The organism is Shinella yambaruensis, assembly GCF_022899355.1.
GTDB classification, from domain to species: Bacteria; Pseudomonadota; Alphaproteobacteria; order Rhizobiales; family Rhizobiaceae; genus Shinella; species Shinella yambaruensis.
In genome coordinates this window covers 45058-66197 of sequence record NZ_JALJCK010000001.1, presented here as the reverse complement: position 1 = coordinate 66197, position 21140 = coordinate 45058, and the positions used below count along the sequence as shown (strand labels likewise).

Sequence of the window (21140 nt, the reverse complement as noted above, 5' to 3'; positions counted from 1 at the left end):
TTATGAGCGGTACGCGCTTACGTAGAACGCAGGATGGCCGCGCCATCGGCGTGGACGTTCAGCAGGCGCTGGTAAACCACCGTCGCGCTGAGCGGCTTCCGGATGAATACCGCGTCCTCTGGCAGCTGTGCGGGCTGCGGGAGCGTCCGGCCGGATGCGGCAAGTATCCTGACGGACGGCCGGCGCTCGGCGACCTCGTCGCCTCCAGACAAAACCTTTCCTTCACGCATCCGCGCCAGTGGCAGCACAACCGATCGCCCATGCGCGGGTGCGGACGTCACGCGTCCGCACCGATCGTGTCGGCCATGTAGGCTCCCCTGCGGCCCATCTCTTCCGGTGGTCCCGTCGTGCTGTCGCGCGCCGTCTGATGTTCGAGCTCGGCGTTCAGTTCCGCGCCGAGGATGACGATGATGACGGAGACCCAGACCCACACCATGAAGCCGATCGACGCGCCGAGCGCGCCGTAGGTCGCGTTGTAGTCCGCGATGTGACCGAGATAGAAGGTGATCGCCAGCGCCGCGGCAAGCCACGCACCGGTGGAGAAGACCGCGCCCCAACTGAGCCAGCGCAGCTTCGCCGGCTCCCGGCTTGGTCCGAGCCGGTAGAGCGACATGATCGCCACCGCGATCAGCGCCAGCAGCAGCGGCCAACGCGCCAGGCGGATGATCAGCTCCGTCCAGCGGCCGAGCCAGAGATAATCCAGCATTGCCGGAACGATCCCTGCCAGGGTGATGATAAGCACGACCAGCACCAGACTGGCGAAGGTGAACGAAAGAGAGGTCAGATTCAGCCGGATGAAACCGCGCTTTTCGGTCTCGCCATAGGCGACGTTCATCGCCTCGAACAGCGCCTTCATGCCGGCATTGGCCGACCAGAGCGCAATAGCCAGGCTGCCGAGCAGTGTGGCGGAAAGGCTCGCTTGCGGCGCGGATGTGAGGCTGCGTAGCTGGCCGAGGATCAGCTCGAATGCCTGTTCCGGCATCGCCGAACCGAAGAAGGCGAGACGGTCGACGACCGAGGATGGATCGGCGACGAGCCCGTAGAGCGACACGAACACGCTGATGGCGGGAAAGATCGACAGGAGAAGATAGAAGGTGACGCCCGCCGCGATGAGCAGGATGCGATCGGTGGTCAGGCTGTCATAGAGGCGCCACGCCACATCCCGCAGGCCGAGCGCCGGAATCTCGCCCGGCGAGTCCGCGCGCCGGCCCTTCGGATCCGAAGTTGCAGAAAATCCCTCCATGCCTCTCCCTCTTCTTGTCGCCACGCAGCAACAATGCATGGAAGCGAAAGGAGTTCAGCCGGTTTTGCGAAAGACGCCGCGCCAGCCGGTTCGCAACCGGCTGACCACTTGCGTGTTCATTGCAATTGGAGGATCAAAGTTGCAAAGGCCTTGGGAAACACCATGTTATCGAATGTTCGTTACCATCGGAAACGAGGGCTGGAGCACGGATTGGCATCGATCTCCGTGAAAACCGCAAAGGGGTGTCAAATTGCGTGAGTCCGCGCATTTCCTCGATGGCGGGGGAAGGATGGCCGACGCCATCCGGGCATACGACTGGTCTTCTACCGTCCTTGGCGCCCTCGAACGCTGGCCTTCCTCTCTCAAGATCGCCGTCGGCATGATGGTGAATTCGAAGTTTCCCAAATGCATCGTCTGGGGGCCGGACCTCATCACCATCCATAACGACGCGTTCCTTCCCATCCTTGGCGAGAAACCGCCCGCGCTCGGCAGGCCGTTCAGCGAGGTGTGGCATGAGGCTTGGGACGAGATCGGACCGGTCGCGGAGCGGGCGTTCGCTGGCGAGGCGACGTTCATCGAGGATTTCCCGCTCGTGATCAATCGGCATGGCTATCCCGAGAAGACCCATTTCACCTTTTGCTACAGCCCGATCCGCGACGAGACCGGCGTGGTCCGGGGGATGATCGACACGGTGATCGAGACAACGGCCACGGTCGACGCCCGACAGCAGGCGAACCTGCTCAACGCAGAACTCGAACACCGCATAAAAAACACGCTTGCGGTGGTCGCGGCGATCGTCAGCCAGACATTGCGAGGCGACGATAACGATGCGGAGGCGCGATCAAGCCTGCTGGAGCGCATTCAGGCGATGGCGCAGGCTCAGTCGCTGCTGACGCGCGGCGGCGCCACGGAGGCCAGCGTGGTCGATGTCGTCTTTCAGGCGATGGCGCCATTCGAGACCACCAACGAACGATTTCACATCGGCGGTCCGCCGATCATGCTGTCGTCCAGGCAGGCGCTGAGCCTCAGCCTGGCGCTGCACGAACTGGCGACGAATGCCGTGAAGTATGGCGCCCTTTCAAACGAAGCGGGAAAAGTTCGCGTCGAATGGACCGGCGGCCGGCCCGAGACTGATGAGACGTTTGTGTTCCGCTGGGTTGAAGAGGGTGGCCCGGCGGTGCGCACGCCAGCCCGCAGGGGGTTCGGCTCAAGGATTATCCAAATGGTATTGCCGCACGATTTCGGCGGCAAGGCAGTGCTTTCACACGATCCCCTCGGCATTCGGTTCGAGTTGCAAACCGAGATGCGGCATATAGGCGGCGCCCCGTCCCAGAACGATCCGTCGGTCGCAGGCGCCGGCGCTGGAGACCGCTGACGACGTTCCTTCAAGAACGATGCCCCATTGGGAGCTAAGACATGCCTGCGGGCAAGTTCGGGACGCCATAGCAACAGGCGCCATGCAGCGCCTGTTGCTCCTTGAGAAAGGTTGCAGAAGCCCTTGGTTACCGGCCGGGCCTAAGCCCGCACGACCAGAGCCGCCTCTTCGTCGTCGCGTTGCCGTCCGCCAAGGGCGGCGGCAGCGGAAGCGACGAAGGCGCCGACCAGCAAGGACAGGGCACCGAGCAACGCCACCGTGGCGGCTGACTTTCGTGCCTCATCAGCGGCCTGAAGGGCTGCGTTCTTCGCGTCCTCAACCTGCTGCAGCACCTGGTCGACACGCACACGGGCCTCTTCCTGGGGAATCCCGGCGCGGGCAGCGACGATGGTCGCGACATAGGCGCGATCAGCTTCCGGAATCTCACCGTTTGCCGCACCCTGCATCAGGATGCGCGACACCTCGGCGGTTGCCGCCGCATCGTCCGACTGCGCTCTGGCCGCCGCATCCTGGGGACGAAGAAGCAGGTCCGTGAAATACCCTGTCGCAAGATCGGGAGTATCATTGCTTCCAGCTGCCGTCGCCGTGGCGCCGACGGCCGCGGTCGTTGCAACCGACGATGCCGCCTGCACACCGCTTCCGACCAGCGAAGTGAAGGCCGAGCCGGCAAGCCCGGCGACGACGACGGTCGCCAGCGCCCAACTCAGGAGCCCATGCGCGGTATCCCGGAAGAACACTTCGTCGGTATGGATGCCTGCCCATTTCGTGCGAAGCCGTCCGGTGAGATAGCCGCCCAGCGCCGAGGACAGCCACTGTACGACGACGAACCAGATGGCGGCCGTCACGCTGACCGTCGTGAACGAGGCGCTCTCTCCCGACCAGGGCGAAACCATGGTGAGCCCGACGCCGGAACCGAGAAGAAGGAGAATGAGGCTCATCGCGCATGCCGCTGTCGCGCCGCCGATGACCGGGCCCCATGCCAGGGCGGGAACATTGGATTCGATGCCGACGTCGGAAACGCCCGTCGTGTAATTGGCCATCGCCGCCCCCTATCGCATGAACAGGACAAGCAGGATGACGATCGGCAGGGGAATGCCCAGGAGCCAGAGAAGAATACCGCGACCCATTTGAAATCTCCTTCATGTCGTGAACGCGTCGAGCGCGTGGAAACAACAACTTCCGCTACGATCGGATGTTCCATGCCGCTGCCCCGGAACAAGGCGGGATATTTCAGGTTAGGGGACTGCAACACTTCCCAGGAGATTTCCATGGCCAAGAAAGCGAGCCCCATCACGAAGATGGAAGAGGCTTCCGTGCATGATCAAAAGCTCCGGCGCGGCAACGGTGGCGAACTGCATCAGATTGCCGAAGACGGTCATCCCGTCCTGACGACGGCGCAGGGCGCCCCCGTCGCGGACGACCAGAACACGCTTCGGGTCGGCGCACGCGGGCCGGCCCTCATCGAAGACTTCCACTTTCGCGAAAAGATCTTCCATTTCGACCACGAGCGCATTCCCGAGCGGGTCGTGCATGCCCGCGGCTACGGCGCCCACGGCTATTTCGAGACCTATGAGTCCCTCGCGGCCTATACACGTGCCGACCTCTTCCAGCGCGCCGGCGAGAAGACGCCCGCCTTCGTGCGCTTCTCCACCGTCGCCGGCAGCAAGGGATCATTCGACCTTGCCCGTGACGTGCGCGGTTTTGCCGTGAAGATCTATACGAACGAGGGTAACTGGGACCTCGTCGGCAACAACATCCCGGTTTTCTTCATCCAGGATGCGATCAAGTTCCCCGATATCATCCATGCCGTGAAACCCGAGCCCGACCGCGGCTTTCCGCAGGCCCAGTCCGCCCATGACAATTTCTGGGACTTCATCAGCCTGACGCCCGAAAGCATGCACATGATCATGTGGGTCATGTCGGACCGGGCCATTCCCCGCTCCTTCCGTTTCATGGAAGGGTTCGGCGTGCACACGTTCCGCTTCGTCAACGCCAAGGACGAGTCGACCTTCGTGAAGTTCCACTGGAAGCCGAAGCTCGGCCTCCAGTCCGTCGCCTGGAACGAGGCGGTGAAGATCAACGGCGCTGACCCCGACTTCCATCGGCGCGATCTCTGGCAGGCCATCCAGTCCGGCAACTTCCCGGAATGGGAATTGCAGGTTCAGCTTTTCGATCAGGATTTCGCCGACAGCTTCGATTTCGACGTGCTCGACCCGACCAAGCTCATTCCGGAAGAGGTCCTTCCGCCGAAACCCGTCGGCCGTCTCGTTCTCGACCGCATGCCCGACAACTTCTTCGCCGAAACCGAGCAGGTCGCCTTCATGACGCAGAACGTGCCGCCCGGCATCGACTTCAGCAACGATCCGCTGCTCCAGGGCCGCAACTTCTCCTATCTCGACACGCAGCTGAAGCGGCTCGGCAGCACGAATTTCACCCATCTGCCGATCAATGCGCCGAAGTGTCCCTTCGCGCATTTCCAGCAGGACGGGCACATGGCGATGCGCAATCCTGTCGGCCGGGTGAATTATCAGCCTAACTCCTTTGGCGAAGGGCCGCGCGAATCTCCCCGCGCCGGATACCGGCATTTCAACGCGCAGGAGAGCGGTGAGAAAGTGCGCCTGCGGCCGGAGAGCTTTGCCGATCACTACAGTCAGGCGCGCCAGTTCTACATCAGCCAGACGCCGCCCGAACAGCGGCACATCGCCATGGCGCTGACCTTCGAGCTGAGCAAGGTCGAAACGCCTGTTATCCGCGAGCGCATGGTCTCCCATCTCCTGAACATCGACGAGACGCTGGCGAACAAGGTCGCGATCGCCCTCGGCATCGACGCACTGCCGAAGCCGGCCGCGGCGGCGGTCGAGACGCGCCAGGACCTGGAGCCCTCTCCCGCCCTCAGCATCATCCAGCGCGGACCTCAGCGCTTCGAGGGTCGCAAGCTCGGCGTGCTCGTCACCGATGGCGCGGACAGCACGCTTTTCCAGGCTCTCAAGGCGGGCATCGAGAAAGAGAAGGCGGTGATCGAAGTGATCGCCCCGAAGGTCGGCGGCGTTACTTTGTCCGATGGCAAGCCGCTGGCCGCTCAGCAAATGATCGATGGCGGTCCCTCCGTGCTCTACGACGCGGTGGTCGTGCTGGCGTCGGAGGAAGGCGCAGGCGATCTCCTCAAGGAGGCGGCAGCGCGCGATTTCGTTGCGGACGCCTTCGCCCATTGCAAGTTCATCGGCTACACCAAGCCCGCCTTTCCGCTCCTGGAAATGGCCGGCGCTGCCGACTTGCCGGATGAAGGAACTGTCGAGATCGACGGCGCCGATGCCGTCGCCGGCTTCCTGAAAGGTCTCGGCGCTCTGCGCGTCTGGGCAAGAGAGCCTTCGGTCAAGCTTCCCTGAAAGCGAAGGAAGCCCCGGTTTTGCCGGGGCTTCTCTCATCTGCTGGCAGCGGCGACAAGCAAAAGAAGGCCGCTGCCGTAGCCGCGCGATCGTCTGTCCTATGCCTTTGCGCTGGTGTCCATGGCCGCTGCGATGGAAATAACCGACGGTCGCATGAGAAGGGCAGCATAGAAAATCAAAAAATTCTCAGTGAAAACAAAGCGCCTTGGCGGAAGAGGTGGGATTCGAACCCACGGTAGGCTTTCACCTACGCCGGTTTTCAAGACCGGTTCCTTAAACCACTCGGACACTCTTCCATCTGAAACGGCGATGCCCCTCCGGTGTCGGAAAAGCTGCGAAAGCCGGTTTTCAGCCGGTTCGCCACCCCTGCAGGCGATGCCGGCTTTTTAGCAGCTTTGGACGCATCGTCAACGTGCGAGCATGCGGTCGGAAAAGACTTCGTCACGGCACCTTGTTTTGAACACAATGCCTGCCTATATACCCCTCATCGGCATTGCTGATGAGCGCTGGAAAGCTTCTGCCGCTCGCAATTGCCGCCATCACCTGATGCCTTTGACCACGGATGTACTGGCACTGGTGAAAAGGGTGATGATGAGGAAGGTCGGTGCGTTTTCGCCCCGGCCTTTTTTGTTGCCGGAACAATACCCGGCGGGAGAGGTTTCGTTCCGACACCAGAGGAGACTGGCCATGGAACAGACACCCACCGCAAGGCTGGCAGCCGAATATATGCGCCTCGGCGGCGGCCGGCGCGCGAAGATCGACGACAACCTCGTCGGCACGCGTCAGTGGACACACGATACGCCGGCAGCCGAAGCGTTCTGGAACGAACATATCGCCCCGCTGGACGAAAGGCGCCGCGACGAGGTGATCACCCACCTGCCGACGATCAATCGCGTATAGGGCGCCTGCATGCCTCCTGCTGTGATCGAAAAGCCGCGCCCGGCACACACCGTGCGGGCCGGCCGGCGCAATGTGTTATCAAACCGTTACCTGCCCACACTCCGCCACGATCTTCTCCATGAGATGGCCTGCGGCCGGGAACCAATGCACCGGATTCGCCATTATCGTGCCAGTTAGAAGGAGTGCACAGATGAACAAGAAGCTTGGAACTGTCCTTGCGCTGGGCCTTGCGCAGGCTTTTGCAACAACCGCTGGCGCGGCAGACATGGTTATCCGCGAGGAGGCGCCGGCCTATGTCGAGCGCGGCGATCGCGATGGCGTGAAGATCGGCATGCTGACCTGCGATGTCGGCGGCGGCGTCGGCTATGTGCTCGGCTCGGCCAAGAGCGTCGATTGCGTCTTCTCCTCCACGCGCGGCGAGCAGGATGCCTATAGCGGCGTCATCCGCAAGATGGGCGTCGATGTCGGCTTCACCACGCAGGGCCGCATCGTCTGGGCGGTCTTCGCACCGACGGCCGGCTACCATCAGGGCTCGCTCGGCGGCCTCTACCAGGGCGCGACGGCGGAGGCGACGCTCGGCTTCGGCGTCGGCACCAATGTGCTCGTCGGCGGCACCTCCGGCTCGATCCACCTGCAGACGGTCAGCGTCAGCGGCCAGATCGGCCTGAACCTTGCAGCCACCGGCACGTCAGTGACCCTCACGCCGCAAGGCTGATCCAGGAAACGGGCGGCTTCGGCCGCCCTTTTCTTTTGCCCCGTTCCGGCCTTCTGCTAGAATTGCACGGGAGGAGTCTTCCATGATCCGCATCGCCCTCGCCTCTTTCGCCGCGCTCTTCCTTGCCGCCTGCACGACCGGCACGCCGCGGGCCGTCGAACCCATTCCCGGCAGCATCACCTATGGCGGCCAGCCGCGCACGAAACTCACCAAGGCGCCGATCGGCAGCACGTTCGAACACACGTTCATCGACCGGTATGGCCGCCCCGTGGTGGAGACCTACCGCATCCAGCCGGATCGCTCCCTCCTCCTCATCCACCGCTACACGCGAATCGAGTATTTCTGAGGTGACGCAGGCCATGGAGACGACAATGCTGGAAAGCACCGATATCGAACTGGAAGACGAACGGCTGAGGCAGCTCGACATCCTGGCGCAGGAGCGCGCCATGACGCCGGCAGAACTGCTGTCGCATTATTCGTCCGGCTCCTTCGGCTTCCATGAGGCGGTGCATACCGCATCCATCGTGCTCGACCTTGTCGACGACCAGCTTCTCCATCACCCCGCCATTGCCGGCAATGACGAATGGTTCCGCCTCGCCGCCCGCGCGAGCGAGGCCCTGTTCAACCTCTACCAGTCGATGGGGGCGGCCCAGCTTGCCACCCGCGCGGCGGACGAGGGCAAGCGGCCGGAAGAGCTGAACGCCAGCAACGACGATTGACGGTTTTCCCGCCTTGCGCGACGGGGCCGGCAGCCCTACCCTATCCTCTTGAATTCCCATGGATTAAGGATGGACGCGCTTGCCCCATGCGACGCCGCTGATCGCAACCCTCGTTGCCGGTATCTCCCTCGCCTTCCTGGCGGGTCTGGTCGCACATCGTTTCCGTCTGCCGCCGATCGCCGGCTATCTCCTCGCCGGCGTGTTCATCGGCCCCTTCACCCCCGGATTCGTCGCCGACCAGAAACTGGCGAACGAACTGGCGGAAATCGGCGTCATCCTGCTGATGTTCGGCGTGGGCCTGCATTTCTCGCTGAAGGACCTCCTGTCGGTGCGGGCGATCGCCATACCGGGCGCCATCGGCCAGATCGCCGTTGCGACCGTGTTCGGCCTGCTGGTCGCGCTGGCCATGGGGTGGTCTGCCGGCAGCGGCTTCGTCTTCGGCCTGTCGCTCTCCGTCGCCAGCACCGTGGTGCTGCTGCGCGCCCTGCAGGAGCGCCGCATGGTGGAGACGGAAAGGGGCCGGATCGCGGTCGGCTGGCTGATCGTCGAGGATCTCGTCATGGTGCTCACCCTCGTGCTGTTGCCGCCGCTCGCCGGCGTGCTGGGCGGCACGGCGCAGACGGCCGATGTCGACCCGGACTTGACGCGGGCGCTCGGCATCGGCGCGGTCTGGACCGCGGTGGGCGTGACGGCGCTGAAGGTCTCGGCCTTCATCGCGCTGATGCTCGTCGTCGGCCGCAAGGTCATTCCGATGATCCTTCATTACGTGGCGCATACGGGCTCGCGCGAGCTGTTCCGCCTGTCCGTGCTCGCCATCGCGCTCGGCGTCGCCTACGGCTCGGCCAAGCTGTTCGGCGTGTCCTTCGCGCTCGGCGCCTTCTTTGCCGGCATGGTGCTGGCCGAATCGCAGCTCAGCCAGCAGGCGGCGCGCGAGACGCTGCCGCTGCGCGATGCCTTCGCGGTGCTCTTCTTCGTCTCCGTCGGCATGCTGTTCAACCCGGTCAACCTGATCGAGCGGCCGCTGGCGATCCTCGCGACCTTCGTCACCATCGTCTTCATCAAGTCGGCCGCCGCCTATCTCATCGTCAAGGCCTTCGGCTATCCGCGCACCATCGCGCTGGCCATTGCCGCAAGCCTCGCGCAGATCGGCGAATTCTCCTTCATCCTCGTCGTGCTCGGGGTCGGCCTCGATCTCCTGCCGGCGGTGGCGCAGGATCTCGTCGTGGCGGGCGCGCTGTTCTCGATCCTGGTCAATCCGCTGCTCTTCATGGCGGTCGATCACTACGGCGCCAAGCTCGATGCCGCAGAAACACAGGAACCGGAGGGCAGCCCCGATGCGGCGCCCCAGCCGGAGGACCCCGCCGAGGACGGGCCGGAGCCGACGACACTCACCGACCATGCGATCGTCGTCGGCTACGGCCGGGTCGGCAGACGCATCGTCGAGCGGCTGCGCGCCGCCGGCATGCCGGTGCTGGTCATCGAGGAGCGGGCCGGGGTGGCCGCCGCCCTGCGGGAAAGCGGCGCCGAGGCGATCGGCGAACCGGCGGGCGGGCGCGGCGTGCTGGCGCAGGCCAACATCACCGGCGCGCGCTGGTTCGTGACGGCCATACCGGATGCCTTTGCGGCCGGCACGCTGATCGAGCAGGCGCGCTCGGCCAATGGCGCGATCCGCATCGTGGCGCGCGCGACGTCCGAGGCCGAGGCCGAGCACCTTCGCCAGTTCGGCGCCAACCACATCGTCATCGCCAAGGAGGAGGTCGCCGCGGCCATGACCGACCGGCTGCTCGCCGGGGAGGCGCGCAAGGCGCCGGACGAGGACGGCGCGCAAGGCGAGCTCAACCTCGCCGCGCCATCGCCGATCTGACGGGCGCACGCCTTCACGAAGCAACCCGCTGGAACGGCGCTATTTCCCCTCGCGGAGCGCCTGCACGACGCGCTCGCGCCCGACCTTGATGACGTTCTCCATCGCCCGGCGCGCGCCGTCCTCGTCCCGCTTGTCGATCTCCTCGACGATGCGGATGTGGCTCGTCGAGACATCGCCGATCTTGCCGCGGTCGGCGGCCGGGGACGAGAGCTTGAAGGCGCCCACGAGGCCCGCCTCGATGAGGCTGCCCAGCGTGCGCAGGAAGGGATTGCGCGAGGCCTCGAGCACGGAGAGATGGAACTTCAGGTCGGCCATGGCCAGCGTCTCCGCCGTGTGCTCCGGATCGCCCATGGCGACGGCAAGGCGCATCATCTGGCTGATATCGGCCTCCGTCGCATGGCGCGCCGCCAGCGCCGCCGCCTGCGGCTCGAAGGCAAGGCGCACTTCGGACAGGTGCAGCAGGAAATCCTCGTTGACGCCGACGGCGAAGTACCAGGTGAGGATATCGCTGTCGAAGAGGTTCCACTGGGTGTTCGGCGTCACGCGCGTGCCGATGCGCGCGCGCGGCACGACGAGGCCCTTGGCGGCGAGCGTCTTCATCGCCTCGCGCAGCACCGTGCGGGAGACCTTGAAGCGGGCGGCAAGCTCGGCGTCGCCCGGCAAGGTGGCGCCGACGGGATACTCGCCCGCGATGATCGCCCTTCCCAGCTCGTTGACGACCTGCGCGTGGCTGGTACGCGTGTTCATCCCGCTGATGACGGTTTCAAGCAAACCCCTGCGCAACGACGTCCCCTCCTCCGCCAAGGACCACCCATTCTGGTCCAAAGCCATCCGGCAGGTATAGAGCGCGCCGCCGATTCCGCAAAGGCCGATCGTGTCATCACGCCTTCACAAACGAAAAGGCGCCCCTTGCGGGGGCGCCTTTCGTGCCGTCATGGGCCGGAGCGTCTCCGCTTTTCTCCGAATAGCGAAAACGCTCCCACCTTTCGTCTTGCCGCAATTGCGAACGCAAACCGCTTCGCGCTTTTGCCGGAATTGCTCTGGCCGGCTTACTTCGGCAGCTGATCGTCGACGCCGGCGATGTAGAAGTTCATGCCGAGCAGCGTGCCGTCGTCGGAAACGGCGCCGTCCGCCAGCCAGTCCGAACCGTCCTGCTTCTTGATCGGGCCGGTGAAGGGATGCAGCTCGCCGGAGCGGATCTTGGCTTCCGCCTCTTCCGCCAGCTTCTTCACGTCGTCGGGCATGTTGGTGTAGGGCGCCATGGTGAGGATGCCGTCCTTGAGGCCGTCCCAGACCTGCTCCGACTTCCAGGTGCCGTCGAGAACCGCCTGGGTGCGCTTGATGTAGTAGGCGCCCCAGGTGTCGACGATGGCGGTAAGCTGAGTGTTCGGGCCGGCGGCGATCATGTCGGAGGCCTGGCCGAAGGCCTTGATGCCGCGCTCGGAGGCGACCTGCATCGGCGCGGTCGTGTCCGTGTGCTGGGTCAGGATATCCACGCCCTGGTCGATCAGCGCCTTGGCGGCGTCGGCTTCCTTGCCCGGGTCGAACCAGGTGTTGGCCCAGATGACCTTGACCTTGAAGTCCGGGTTGATCGACTGCGCACCGTGCACGAAGGAATTGATGCCCATCACAACTTCCGGGATCGGGAAGGAGGCGATGTAGCCGGCGACGCCCTTTTCCGAGATCTTCGCGGCGATCAGGCCCTGGATGTAGCGGCCTTCATAGAAGCGCGCATTGTAGGTGGCGACGTTTTCGGCCGACTTGAAGCCGGTCGCATGCTCGAACTTCACGTCCGGGAACTTTGCGGCGACCTTGACCGTGGCGTCCATGAAGCCGAACGAGGTGGTGAAGACCAGCGCGCAACCGGAACGGGCCATGCGCTCGATCGCACGCTCGGCGTCCGGGCCTTCCGGCACGTTTTCGAGGAAGGGCGTTTCGATCTTGTCGCCGAAATGGTCCTGGAGTGCCTGGCGGCCGATGTCGTGCGCCTGGGTCCAGCCGCCGTCGGTCTTGGAGCCGACATAGATGAAGCAGATCTTCGTCTTGTCCTGGGCGCTGGCGGCAGCGGCAAAGCCGAGGACGGCTGCCGAGGTTGCGAGAGCGAGAATGATTTTCTTCATTTTATCCTCTGTAGGTTATCAGGAGTGGTTTTCCCGTCTTCTTGTTCTTGGTCACCGGTCGGGCACGAACGGTTTTCCGAGCGAGGCAGGCGTATTGATCAGCGTCATCCGCCGATTGTGCGATATCAGGATGAGGACGACAACCGTGGCGATGTAGGGAAGCGCCGACAGGAACTGCGAGGGGATGCCGATGCCGAGCGCCTGGGCGTGCAACTGGCTGATCGAGACCGCGCCGAAGAGATAGCCGCCCGCCAGCAGCCGCCAGGGCCGCCAGGAGGCGAAGACGACGAGCGCGAGCGCGATCCACCCGCGCCCGGCGGACATGTTCTCCACCCATTGCGGCGTATAGACCAGCGAGAGCTGCGCGCCGGCAAGGCCCGCGCAGGCGCCGCCGAACATGACGGCGAGGTAGCGCGTGCGGATGACATGGATGCCGAGCGCATGGGCGGAGGCGTGGCTGTCGCCGATCGCCCGCACCTTCAGGCCCGCGCGGCTGCGGAACAGGAACCAGTTGACGCCGAAGACGAGCGCGATCGACAGGTAGAAGATGATGTCCTGCTTGAAGAACAGCGGACCGAAAAAGGGAATGTCCGACAGCAGCGGGATCGCGATCGGCTGGAGCTTGATGCCCGACATGCCGACATAGGGCTCGCCGATCTGGCCGGAAATGCCGAGGCCGAGAATGGTGAGCGCAAGGCCGGTCGCCACCTGGTTGGCGACGAGCGTCAGGGTCAGGAAACCGAAGAGCAGCGAGAACAGCGCGCCGCAGGCAATGCCGGCGAGGACGCCGATATAGGGCGAGCCGGTCGCCTGCGTCACGGCGAAGGCGAGCACCGCCCCCATGACCATCATGCCCTCGACGCCGAGATTGAGCACGCCCGCCCGCTCGCTGACGAGCTCGCCGAGGGAGGCCAGCACCAGCGGCGTTGCCGCGGTGATGACGGTGAGAAGGATCGCTTCGATGATACCCATCAGTGCGCTCCCCCTTCGCTGGACTGCCCAAGCCGGGAGAAGACCAGCCGGATCTTGTACTGGATGAGCGTGTCGCAGGAGAGCACGAAGAACAGGAGCAGCCCCTGGAAGACGCGCGTCACCTTGTCGGAGACGCTGAGCGTGAGCTGCACCGCCTCGCCGCCCACATAGGTCAGCGCCAGGAAGAGGCCGGCGGCGATGATGCCGAGCGGATTGAGGCGGCCGAGGAAGGCGACGATGATCGCGGTGAAGCCGTAGCCGGGCGAGATGATCGGCTGCAGCTTGCCGATCGTGCCGCTGACCTCGGAAATGCCGGCAAGACCGGCGAGCCCGCCGGACAGCAGCATCGAGAACCAGATCATGCGCTTCGACGAGAAGCCGGCGAAGCGCCCTGCCCGCTCCGACTGGCCGAGCACGGTGATCTCGAACCCCTTCAGCGTGTAGCGCATCATGAGCCAGAGGCCGACGGCCGCAATGATGGCGAAGGCAAAGCCGAGATTGGCCCTCCCCGAGGCGATGAGCTCGGGAAGGATCGCTTCCGGCGCGAAATCGCGCGTCACCGGGAAATTGTAGGCGTCCGGGCTGCGCCAGGGGCCGCGCACCAGCCAGTCGAGGAAGAGCTGGGCGATATAGACCAACATCAGGCTCGTCAGGATCTCGTTGGTGTTCATATGCGCCTTGAGGAAGGCGGGGATGGCGGCGTAGAGCGCGCCGCCGATCATGCCGAAGACCAGCATCAGCGGCAGGACGAGCGGCGAATGCCAGTCATGGAAGACGACGGGCACGATGGCGCCGGCAATGGCGCCCATGATGAACTGGCCCTCGGCGCCGATGTTCCAGTTGTTCGAGCGGTAGCAGATCGAAAGGCCGGCGCCGATGAGGATCAGCGGTGCGGCCTTGATGGCGATCTCGTGCAGCGACCAGATGTCGAGCAGCGGCTCGATGAAGAAGCTGTAGAGCGCCGAAACCGGATCCTTGCCGATCAGCGCGAACATGATGCCGCCGGCGATCACCGTCAGGCCGAGCGCAAGGAAGGGCGAGAGGACGGAGTAGAGCGTCGAGGGATTGGCGCGCTTTTCCAGTTCAATGCGCATGGGCCACCTCGCCTTCCGTCTTGCCGTACATGCCGCCCATCAGGAGGCCGATCTTCTCGCGGGTCAGTTCGTGCGCCGGATAGGCATCGGACAGCCGCCCCTCGCTGATGACCGCGATCTCGGTCGCGACCTCGAAGATCTCGTCGAGGTCCTGGCTGATGACAAGCACGGCCGAGCCCGCCTTCGCGAGATCGACGAGCGCCTGGCGGATGCGGCTTGCCGCGCCCGCATCGACGCCCCAGGTCGGCTGGTTGACGATCAGCACGGCCGGCTGGCGGTCGAGTTCGCGCCCGACGATGTATTTCTGCAGGTTACCGCCGGAGAGCGAGCCGGCCGCCGGGTTCTCGCCGCTCTTGCGCACGTCCATCGTCTCGGAAATGCGCTTCGAGGCGATGCGCACGACCGCATGGCGGATGACGCCGAGCACGCCGCCGGCAAGGAACGTCTTGCGGTCCGACTGGTTGCGCGCCAGGACGAGATTGTCGGAGAGCGGCAGCGCCGGCACGGCGGCATGGCCGTGGCGCTCCTCCGGCACGAAACCGGCGCCCATCAGGCGGCGCGCCGTGATGCCGAGATTGCCGGCCGCCTTGCCGCGGATGGAGACGGCGGCGGCTTCCGGCACCGGATATTCGCCCGAGAGCGCGTCGAACAGCTCGCCCTGGCCGTTGCCGGCAACGCCGGCGATCGCCAGAACCTCGCCGCCACGCACCTTCAGACAGACATTCTTCAGCGCGACGGCAAAGGGGGTGCGCGCCGGCACGCCGAGGTGCCGGGCTTCGAGCAGCACGTCACCCTTCGTGTTGGTGCCGGCCGCCGTCACCGAGGCGACGTCGCTGCCGACCATCATGCGCGCCAGCGAGGCCGGCGTTTCCTGGCGCGGATCGCAGGCGCCGGTCACCTTGCCGTGGCGCAGGACCGTGGCGCGGTCGCAGATGCGCTGCACCTCCTCCAGCCGATGGCTGATGTAGAGCACCGAGCGCCCTTCGGCCTTCAGCTTGGCCAGCGTCTCGAACAGCCGGTCGGCCTCCTGCGGCGTCAGCACGGAGGTCGGCTCGTCGAGGATGATCAGCTCCGGGTTCTGCAGCAGCGCGCGCACGATCTCGATGCGCTGGCGCTCGCCGACCGAAAGGTCCGCGACATGCGCCTTCGGATCGAGCGGCAGGCCGTAGAGATGGGACAGGCGCGAGGCCTCCTCCGCCACCTTGGAGAGCGAGATGCCGGGGCTTAGCGACAGGGCGATGTTCTCGGCGACCGTCAGCGCCTCGAACAGCGAAAAGTGTTGGAAAACCATGCCGATGCCAAGGCGGCGGGCAGCGCCCGGGCTCGGGATCCGCACGGGCTCGCCCTTCCACAGGATCTGTCCGCTGGTCGGCGCCAGCACGCCGAAGAGCATCTTGACGAGGGTGGATTTACCGGCGCCGTTCTCGCCCAGCAGGGCGTGGATTTCGCCCGGCTGGATATCGAGATCGATGGCGTTACACGCGGCAAACGAACCAAATAGCTTTGTCAGGCTGCGGACAGCCAGCAACGGACTGCCCCCGGACGCTCCAACGGCTGACACTCTTCCCCTCTTTCCTGCAAACCCATCCTGCCGCCCGTTCGGGTCGTGTCAGGGAATGAGCAGCGTCGTTCCACTCGTTTTTCTTGCTTCCAGATCCGTGTGCGCGCGTCCCGCCTCGGCCAACGGATAAGTCTGATGAATATTGATACGCACTTTGTTGCTTTGCACAACATCAAAGAGCGAGTTTGCACATGCATCCAGCGCCTCGCGCGTGGCGATATAGGCAAAGAGCGTCGGACGCGTGGCGTAGAGCGAGCCCTTCTGCGAGAGCAAGCCCATGTTGAAGGCCTCGACCGGGCCGGAGGAATTGCCGAAGCTGACGAAGAGGCCGCGCGGCTTCAGGCAGTCCAGCGATTGCGGGAACGTGTCCTTGCCGACGGAATCGTAGACGACGTCGACGCCCGCCCCGCCCGTCAGCTCGCGAACGCGCGCGACAAAATCTTCCTTCGTGTAGTCGATGACATGGTCGTAGCCATTCGCCAGGGCAAGCTCGACCTTTGCCTGCGATCCCGCCGTGCCGATGACCGTCGCGCCGAGCGCCTTCGCCCATTGTCCGGCAATCAGCCCGACGCCGCCGGCCGCCGCGTGGAACAGCAGCACCGTGCCCGGCTTCACCTGATAGGTCTGGAGCAGAAGGTATTGCGCCGTCATGCCCTTCAGCATCATCGCCGCCGCCGTTTCCAGCGAGATGCCGTCAGGCACCTTCACCAGATGTTTCGTGGCGACGTTGCGCTCGGCGGCATAGGCGCCGTCGGCGGAGGCATAGGCGACGCGGTCGCCGACGGCGAAATCCGTCACGCCCTCACCGAGCGCGGTGATCGTGCCAGCCCCCTCCTTACCGGGAATGAACGGCGGATCGGCCTTGTAGAGCCCCGTGCGGAAATAGACGTCGATAAAATTGAGCCCGACGGCCGCCTGCCTGATCTGCACCTCGCCCGGGCCCGGCGCATCCAGCGGCACGTCCTCGAGCTTCAAAACCTCCGGTCCGCCGAGACTGCGGACGACGATCGCCTTGGTCATCGAAAATCCTCCAGATTGCTGTTTCTATCGGCCGAGATTGGGAAACACCTGCAGCACGGCCCCGACGACATAGAGATAGATCCCCGTCGCCACAACGCCCCAGACCACCCAGGCCGGCGTATCGAAATGCAGGAGCAGCGCATAGCCGCCGAGCAGCGCCCAGAGGAAGAAGACGGCAAGGTTCAGCGCCCGCAGCCGCTGGACGCGCACCGGATGCAGGAAGTTGATCGGCATGAAGGTGAGGAAGACGGAGACGAAGACGATGATCGACGCCGTCAGCTCGCTCGCCTGGATGACGAACAGCGTGAACACCACCATGTTCCAGACGACCGGGAAACCGGAGAAGAAATATTCGTCCGTCTTCATGCCCATGTCGGCATAATAGATGGCGCTCGACACGACGATGGCGCCCGCGGCCACGAAGGACCAGGGCTCGCCGATCATGCCGCTCTGGTAGAGCGCAAAGGCGGGCAAAAGCACGTAGGTCACATAGTCGATGACATTGTCCAGCGTATCGCCGGACCAGTTCGGCAGCACTTCCTTGACCCGCACCTTGCGGGCGATCGGCCCGTCGATGCCGTCGACGAGCAGTGCCAGGCCAAGCCACCAGAACATGTCGACGAAACGGTGCTCGCCCGCGGCCACCACGCCGAGAAAGGCGAGGAAGGAGCCGGACGCCGTCAGGATATGGACGGAAAAGGCACGGATCTCCGCGTAGGGTACGCGTTTGTAGTTGAAAAACTTCATGGCCCTTCGCAGTCCATCCCTGGGGTTTTCATCGGCGGCACGCCGACATGCCCTCTTACGCGGTCACTGCCCGTAATATGCATTGATTGCCCGGCATCGCCAGTGCAAATCGGCCACCCGTCCGGCGACTTGGCGCCCTGCGCCGATTCATCCCATGGAAATTGCCTCTTTGCCGGCCTAGATTCTGCCGGTAGAAGCGAGCCCGGTCCTGTGGGTAACGCTTGCCGCTTCGGAGGTCGGTCATGAGGCAATTCGATATCGCGGTCGTCGGCGCCGGCCTTGCCGGCAGCCTCGCGGCGCTGGCGCTCGCCGATTCGGGCGCAAGCGTCGCGCTGATCGCCCCGCCCGCCCGCGCAAATGACGGCCGCACCACGGCGCTGATGGACCAGTCCATCGCCTTCCTCAAGACGCTCGGCCTGTGGGAGGAGATCGCCCGCCATGCGGCCGCGCTCGAAACCATGCAGATCCTCGACGGCACGGCGCGCCTGTTGCGCGCCCCGCCCGTCGCCTTCCGCTCCAGCGAGGTCGGGCTGGAGGCCTTCGGCTATAATATCCCGAACGCGCCCTTCCTTGCGGTGCTGGACGCCCGCATCGCGGCGACCGGCAATATCGTGCGGATCGAGAGCGGCGTGACGGCCGCCAATGCCTTCGAGGAAGGCGTCGAGCTGACGCTCGAGGATGGCGGACGCGTCCTGGCCGGCCTCGTCGCCGGTGCCGACGGCCGGAAATCGAAGATCCGCGAGAGCGCCGGCATCGGCGTCAAGGCCTGGTCCTATCCGCAGGCCGCCCTCGTGCTCAATTTCTCGCACGAACGGCCGCACGGCAATGTCTCGACGGAGTTCCACACCGAGAGCGGCCCCTTCACGCAGGTTCCCCTGCCCGGCCGGCGCTCCAGCCTCGTCTGGGTGCTGCCGCCGAAGGAGGCGGCGCGCCTCGGCGACCTGTCCGCCGCCGATCTTGGCCACGCGGTCGAGGCACGCATGCAATCCATGCTCGGCAAGGTCACCGTCGAGGGCGCGGCGCAGCGTTTCCCGCTCTCCGGCATGACGGCCGAGCGGTTCGGCAAGGGCCGCATCGTGCTCCTCGGAGAAGCCGGCCATGCCTTCCCGCCGATTGGCGCGCAGGGCCTCAATCTCAGCCTGCGCGACATCATGGCCTTGAAGGAACTCATCCAGGGGGCAACACCGGCGAACGATGCGGGGATCGGCGAACGCTTCGACCGCAGGCGGCAGGCGGATATCCGCTCGCGCACGCTCAGCGTCGACCTGCTCAACCGCTCGCTCCTCTCCGGTTTCCTGCCCGTGCAGTTCCTGCGCTCGGCCGGCCTGCACCTGCTCTCCGCCCTCGGCCCCTTGCGCAGCATCGTCATGCGCGAAGGCATCGAGCCGCTCGGCTCGCTGAAGGCCTTTCGCGACGGCCTACGGGAACGGGTCGCCCGGAAGCAGGCCTGACTTGATGAGATAGAGCAGGATCGTCACCGTCGCGACGGACAGCACCGTCGTGACGAGGATGGTCGCCGAGGCCCGCTCCTGCCACACGCCGTATTGCTGGCCGATGACGAAGACGTTGGTCGCCGTCGGCAGGGCGGCAAGCAGCACCGCGGTGAAGACCCAGACCGGATCGAAGTTGCCCGCAAGTCCGAGCACCAGATACATGGCGACCGGCAGCAGCAGGAGTTTTGCCGGCACGATGTAGCCGATCTCCACCGGTACCCGCTTCAGGGGCCGGAGCGCCAGCGTGACGCCCATGGCAAAGAGCGCGCAGGGCGCCGCCGCCTGCGCCAGGTAGTCGATCAGCCGCTGCAGCGGCGCCGGCGGCTCGAAGCCGGCAAAGGCCGCGCCGAAGCCGGCCGCCGTCGCGATGATGAAGGGATGGGTGACGATCTTGCGCAGCACCCCGCCGGCGATCTTGAGCGCCGGCTGCTTCTCCCCGCCGGCAAGCGCCATCAGCGCCGGCGCGACCATGAAATGCAGCATGTTCTCGAAGCAGAAGACCAGCGCCACCGGCACCGCCGCCGGCTCGCCGAAGGCGAGCAGCGCCAGTCCCGGCCCCATATAACCGATATTGCCATAGGCCGCCGCCAGCCCCTGGATCGTCGCCTCGCCTATCGACGCCCGCCGCAGCCAGAGCCCGATCGCGAAGATCAGGCCGAAGACCAGGTAGGTCGCGCTGATATTGGCGAGGATGAAGTCGATGCGCGTCAATTGCTCGATCGGCGTCTTGGCCACCAGCTTGAAGAACAGCGCGGGCAGCGCGATGTAGATGATGAAGGTGTTGAGCCAGCCGAGCGCCTCGACCGGCTGGCGCGTGATGCGGGCGACCACGTAGCCGAGGAAAATCATGCCGAAGAACGGCAGCACCAGTCCGATGATGTCAGCCATGGGCCGAAGCCTGCTCCCGCTTGCCTGGGGCATGTCGCGCAAGAGCGTGCGGCGGCTCTCTGCGACATGCGAAAAATCGATGGCCTGACGCGTGACGGCGCGAATCCCGTGGGATCGCGGTGCCTCAGGCCTCGTCCCGACTAGCCGATTTGCGAGAGAATGGGAAACGTTTGCTGGAACCAGATGGCGACGGTGCTGATATAGCCGAAGATGAAGGCAAGGCCGGTGAGGACGAGCAGCACGCCCATCACCTTCTCCACCGTGCCGAGGTGGCGGCGGAAACGCATGAGGAAGCGCATGAAGGCGCCGGAAAAGCCGGCCGCGATCCAGAACGGCACCGCAAGTCCCAGAGAGTAGATCGCAAGCAGGACGGCCCCGTCGCCGACCGTCTCGCGCGCCGCGGCGACGCCGAGGATCGCCCCCAGCACCGGCCCGATGCAGGGCGTCCAGCCGAAGGCGAAGGCAAGGCCCATGATGTAGGCGCCGGACGCCGTCGCCGGCTTGCCGCCGCCCTGGAAGCGCGCCTCGCGGGCAAAAAGCCCGATCCGCAGCACGCCGAGGAAATGCAGGCCCATCAGGATGATGATGACGCCGCCGACCTGCGCGAGAATGTCGAGATGCCGGCGCAGCACCATGCCGATCGTCGAGGCCCCGGCCCCGAGCGCCACGAAGACCGTGGCGAAACCGAGCGTGAAGCAGAAGGCCGCCAGGAGAACGGCCCCGCGCGTCTCGCGCCGCACCGCCACCGCATCCCCGCCCTTGAACTGTTCGACGGAAATGCCGGCCATGTAACAGAGATAGGGCGGAACGAGCGGCAGGACGCAGGGCGACAGGAACGAGAGGGCCCCGGCAAGAAGCGCGCTCAACAGGGAAATATCGGCGATCGACAAAGAACTACTCCGCAGCGGCGGTGAAAGGCGGCCAGGCCCGAAACCGGCCATGCCCGCCCCTCCAATGGCGCTTCCTAGTATCCGCCGAAACCCTCTCCTGCCAATCACCTTTTGGAGAACGCGGCGAAATGCAGCAAAAGCTGTTTTTCGCCG

General features: G+C 65.0%; 19 protein-coding genes and 1 tRNA gene. 8 read left to right on the top strand and 12 right to left on the bottom strand.

Going from position 1 to position 21140, the window contains the following annotated elements:
- Positions 1 to 277: 277 nt before the first annotated feature.
- Positions 278 to 1243 (bottom strand): YihY/virulence factor BrkB family protein, encoded by a 966-nt coding sequence (locus tag MUU56_RS00310; protein WP_244765372.1) that lies wholly within the window; start codon positions 1241 to 1243, stop codon positions 278 to 280.
- Between the two features lie 289 nt (positions 1244 to 1532).
- Between MUU56_RS00310 and MUU56_RS00305 the strand changes: the two genes are divergently transcribed.
- The gene (locus tag MUU56_RS00305; protein ID WP_244765371.1) at positions 1533 to 2618 is read left to right on the top strand and encodes a sensor histidine kinase; all 1086 of its coding nucleotides are present in this window, start codon (positions 1533 to 1535) and stop codon (positions 2616 to 2618) included.
- 140 nt (positions 2619 to 2758) lie between these two features.
- Here the strand turns inward: MUU56_RS00305 and MUU56_RS00300 are convergent, their stop codons facing one another.
- Positions 2759 to 3658 carry a hypothetical protein gene (locus MUU56_RS00300; RefSeq protein ID WP_244765370.1) on the bottom strand — a complete coding sequence of 300 codons (900 nt, stop codon included), beginning with the start codon at positions 3656 to 3658 and terminating at the stop codon, positions 2759 to 2761.
- Between the two features lie 228 nt (positions 3659 to 3886).
- On the opposite strand from MUU56_RS00300, the gene katE reads away from it, so the two are divergent.
- Entirely contained in the window at positions 3887 to 6004 is a 2118-nt protein-coding gene (gene katE / locus MUU56_RS00295; protein ID WP_244765369.1) for a catalase, read from the top strand.
- Between the two features lie 206 nt (positions 6005 to 6210).
- On the opposite strand, the gene MUU56_RS00290 is transcribed toward katE, so the two are convergent.
- A tRNA-Ser gene (locus MUU56_RS00290) sits at positions 6211 to 6300 on the bottom strand.
- A gap of 391 nt (positions 6301 to 6691) precedes the next feature.
- Here MUU56_RS00290 and MUU56_RS00285 point away from each other — a divergent pair.
- The 5 genes from MUU56_RS00285 to MUU56_RS00265 all read left to right on the top strand — a co-directional run bounded on the left by MUU56_RS00285 (position 6692) and on the right by MUU56_RS00265 (position 10202).
- Positions 6692 to 6904, top strand: a complete 213-nt coding sequence (locus MUU56_RS00285) for a hypothetical protein (protein WP_244765368.1) — start codon at positions 6692 to 6694, stop codon at positions 6902 to 6904.
- A 190-nt stretch (positions 6905 to 7094) separates the two neighbouring features.
- Entirely contained in the window at positions 7095 to 7619 is a 525-nt protein-coding gene (locus MUU56_RS00280) for a DUF992 domain-containing protein (RefSeq protein WP_244765367.1), read from the top strand.
- Positions 7620 to 7701: 82 nt separating this feature from the next.
- On the top strand, positions 7702 to 7965 hold the full coding sequence (locus tag MUU56_RS00275) for a hypothetical protein (protein WP_244765366.1): 264 nt from the start codon (positions 7702 to 7704) through the stop codon (positions 7963 to 7965).
- 25 nt (positions 7966 to 7990) lie between these two features.
- Positions 7991 to 8338: a hypothetical protein gene (locus tag MUU56_RS00270; RefSeq protein ID WP_244765365.1), complete on the top strand. Its 348-nt coding sequence runs from the start codon at positions 7991 to 7993 to the stop codon at positions 8336 to 8338.
- Positions 8339 to 8417: 79 nt separating this feature from the next.
- Positions 8418 to 10202, top strand: coding sequence for a cation:proton antiporter domain-containing protein (locus MUU56_RS00265; RefSeq protein ID WP_244765364.1), 1785 nt, complete (start codon positions 8418 to 8420; stop codon positions 10200 to 10202).
- A 39-nt stretch (positions 10203 to 10241) separates the two neighbouring features.
- Here MUU56_RS00265 and MUU56_RS00260 read toward each other — a convergent pair whose 3' ends face one another.
- The 7 genes from MUU56_RS00260 to pcsA form a co-directional block, all read right to left on the bottom strand.
- On the bottom strand, positions 10242 to 10949 hold the full coding sequence (locus tag MUU56_RS00260; protein WP_348538647.1) for a FadR/GntR family transcriptional regulator: 708 nt from the start codon (positions 10947 to 10949) through the stop codon (positions 10242 to 10244).
- Between the two features lie 302 nt (positions 10950 to 11251).
- Positions 11252 to 12322: a BMP family ABC transporter substrate-binding protein gene (locus MUU56_RS00255; RefSeq protein ID WP_244765362.1), complete on the bottom strand. Its 1071-nt coding sequence runs from the start codon at positions 12320 to 12322 to the stop codon at positions 11252 to 11254.
- 51 nt (positions 12323 to 12373) lie between these two features.
- Positions 12374 to 13294: an ABC transporter permease gene (locus MUU56_RS00250; protein WP_244765361.1), complete on the bottom strand. Its 921-nt coding sequence runs from the start codon at positions 13292 to 13294 to the stop codon at positions 12374 to 12376.
- The gene (locus MUU56_RS00245) at positions 13294 to 14388 is read right to left on the bottom strand and encodes an ABC transporter permease (protein ID WP_244765360.1); all 1095 of its coding nucleotides are present in this window, start codon (positions 14386 to 14388) and stop codon (positions 13294 to 13296) included. The genes MUU56_RS00250 and MUU56_RS00245 overlap by 1 nt, the downstream gene beginning before the upstream one ends.
- Entirely contained in the window at positions 14378 to 15949 is a 1572-nt protein-coding gene (locus MUU56_RS00240; protein ID WP_244765359.1) for an ABC transporter ATP-binding protein, read from the bottom strand. The genes MUU56_RS00245 and MUU56_RS00240 overlap by 11 nt, the downstream gene beginning before the upstream one ends.
- A gap of 48 nt (positions 15950 to 15997) precedes the next feature.
- Positions 15998 to 16969, bottom strand: coding sequence for a quinone oxidoreductase family protein (locus MUU56_RS00235; RefSeq protein WP_064330184.1), 972 nt, complete (start codon positions 16967 to 16969; stop codon positions 15998 to 16000).
- A gap of 24 nt (positions 16970 to 16993) precedes the next feature.
- A complete protein-coding gene (pcsA, locus tag MUU56_RS00230; RefSeq protein ID WP_244765358.1) occupies positions 16994 to 17716 on the bottom strand; it encodes a phosphatidylcholine synthase in 723 nt (240 codons plus the stop codon).
- Between the two features lie 242 nt (positions 17717 to 17958).
- Between pcsA and MUU56_RS00225 the strand changes: the two genes are divergently transcribed.
- Positions 17959 to 19167, top strand: coding sequence for a UbiH/UbiF family hydroxylase (locus MUU56_RS00225; protein WP_244765357.1), 1209 nt, complete (start codon positions 17959 to 17961; stop codon positions 19165 to 19167).
- On the opposite strand, the gene MUU56_RS00220 is transcribed toward MUU56_RS00225, so the two are convergent.
- Positions 19135 to 20097: an AEC family transporter gene (locus MUU56_RS00220; protein WP_244765356.1), complete on the bottom strand. Its 963-nt coding sequence runs from the start codon at positions 20095 to 20097 to the stop codon at positions 19135 to 19137. The genes MUU56_RS00225 and MUU56_RS00220 overlap by 33 nt on opposite strands.
- A 140-nt stretch (positions 20098 to 20237) precedes the next feature.
- Positions 20238 to 20987, bottom strand: a complete 750-nt coding sequence (locus MUU56_RS00215; protein ID WP_064330188.1) for a cytochrome c biogenesis CcdA family protein — start codon at positions 20985 to 20987, stop codon at positions 20238 to 20240.
- Between the last annotated feature and the right edge of the window lie 153 nt (positions 20988 to 21140).

What these genes read in the sequence shown, in the direction of transcription:
- MUU56_RS00310 (WP_244765372.1), bottom strand. Translation starts at nt 1,243, where the DNA reads ATGGAGGGATTTTCTGCAACTTCGGATCCGAAGGGCCGGCGCGCGGAC.
- MUU56_RS00305 (WP_244765371.1), top strand. Translation starts at nt 1,533, where the DNA reads ATGGCCGACGCCATCCGGGCATACGACTGGTCTTCTACCGTCCTTGGC.
- MUU56_RS00300 (WP_244765370.1), bottom strand. Translation starts at nt 3,658, where the DNA reads ATGGCCAATTACACGACGGGCGTTTCCGACGTCGGCATCGAATCCAAT.
- katE (WP_244765369.1), top strand. Translation starts at nt 3,887, where the DNA reads ATGGCCAAGAAAGCGAGCCCCATCACGAAGATGGAAGAGGCTTCCGTG.
- MUU56_RS00285 (WP_244765368.1), top strand. Translation starts at nt 6,692, where the DNA reads ATGGAACAGACACCCACCGCAAGGCTGGCAGCCGAATATATGCGCCTC.
- MUU56_RS00280 (WP_244765367.1), top strand. Translation starts at nt 7,095, where the DNA reads ATGAACAAGAAGCTTGGAACTGTCCTTGCGCTGGGCCTTGCGCAGGCT.
- MUU56_RS00275 (WP_244765366.1), top strand. Translation starts at nt 7,702, where the DNA reads ATGATCCGCATCGCCCTCGCCTCTTTCGCCGCGCTCTTCCTTGCCGCC.
- MUU56_RS00270 (WP_244765365.1), top strand. Translation starts at nt 7,991, where the DNA reads ATGCTGGAAAGCACCGATATCGAACTGGAAGACGAACGGCTGAGGCAG.
- MUU56_RS00260 (WP_348538647.1), bottom strand. Translation starts at nt 10,949, where the DNA reads ATGAACACGCGTACCAGCCACGCGCAGGTCGTCAACGAGCTGGGAAGG.
- MUU56_RS00255 (WP_244765362.1), bottom strand. Translation starts at nt 12,322, where the DNA reads ATGAAGAAAATCATTCTCGCTCTCGCAACCTCGGCAGCCGTCCTCGGC.
- MUU56_RS00250 (WP_244765361.1), bottom strand. Translation starts at nt 13,294, where the DNA reads ATGGGTATCATCGAAGCGATCCTTCTCACCGTCATCACCGCGGCAACG.
- MUU56_RS00245 (WP_244765360.1), bottom strand. Translation starts at nt 14,388, where the DNA reads ATGCGCATTGAACTGGAAAAGCGCGCCAATCCCTCGACGCTCTACTCC.
- MUU56_RS00235 (WP_064330184.1), bottom strand. Translation starts at nt 16,969, where the DNA reads ATGACCAAGGCGATCGTCGTCCGCAGTCTCGGCGGACCGGAGGTTTTG.
- pcsA (WP_244765358.1), bottom strand. Translation starts at nt 17,716, where the DNA reads ATGAAGTTTTTCAACTACAAACGCGTACCCTACGCGGAGATCCGTGCC.
- MUU56_RS00225 (WP_244765357.1), top strand. Translation starts at nt 17,959, where the DNA reads ATGAGGCAATTCGATATCGCGGTCGTCGGCGCCGGCCTTGCCGGCAGC.
- MUU56_RS00220 (WP_244765356.1), bottom strand. Translation starts at nt 20,097, where the DNA reads ATGGCTGACATCATCGGACTGGTGCTGCCGTTCTTCGGCATGATTTTC.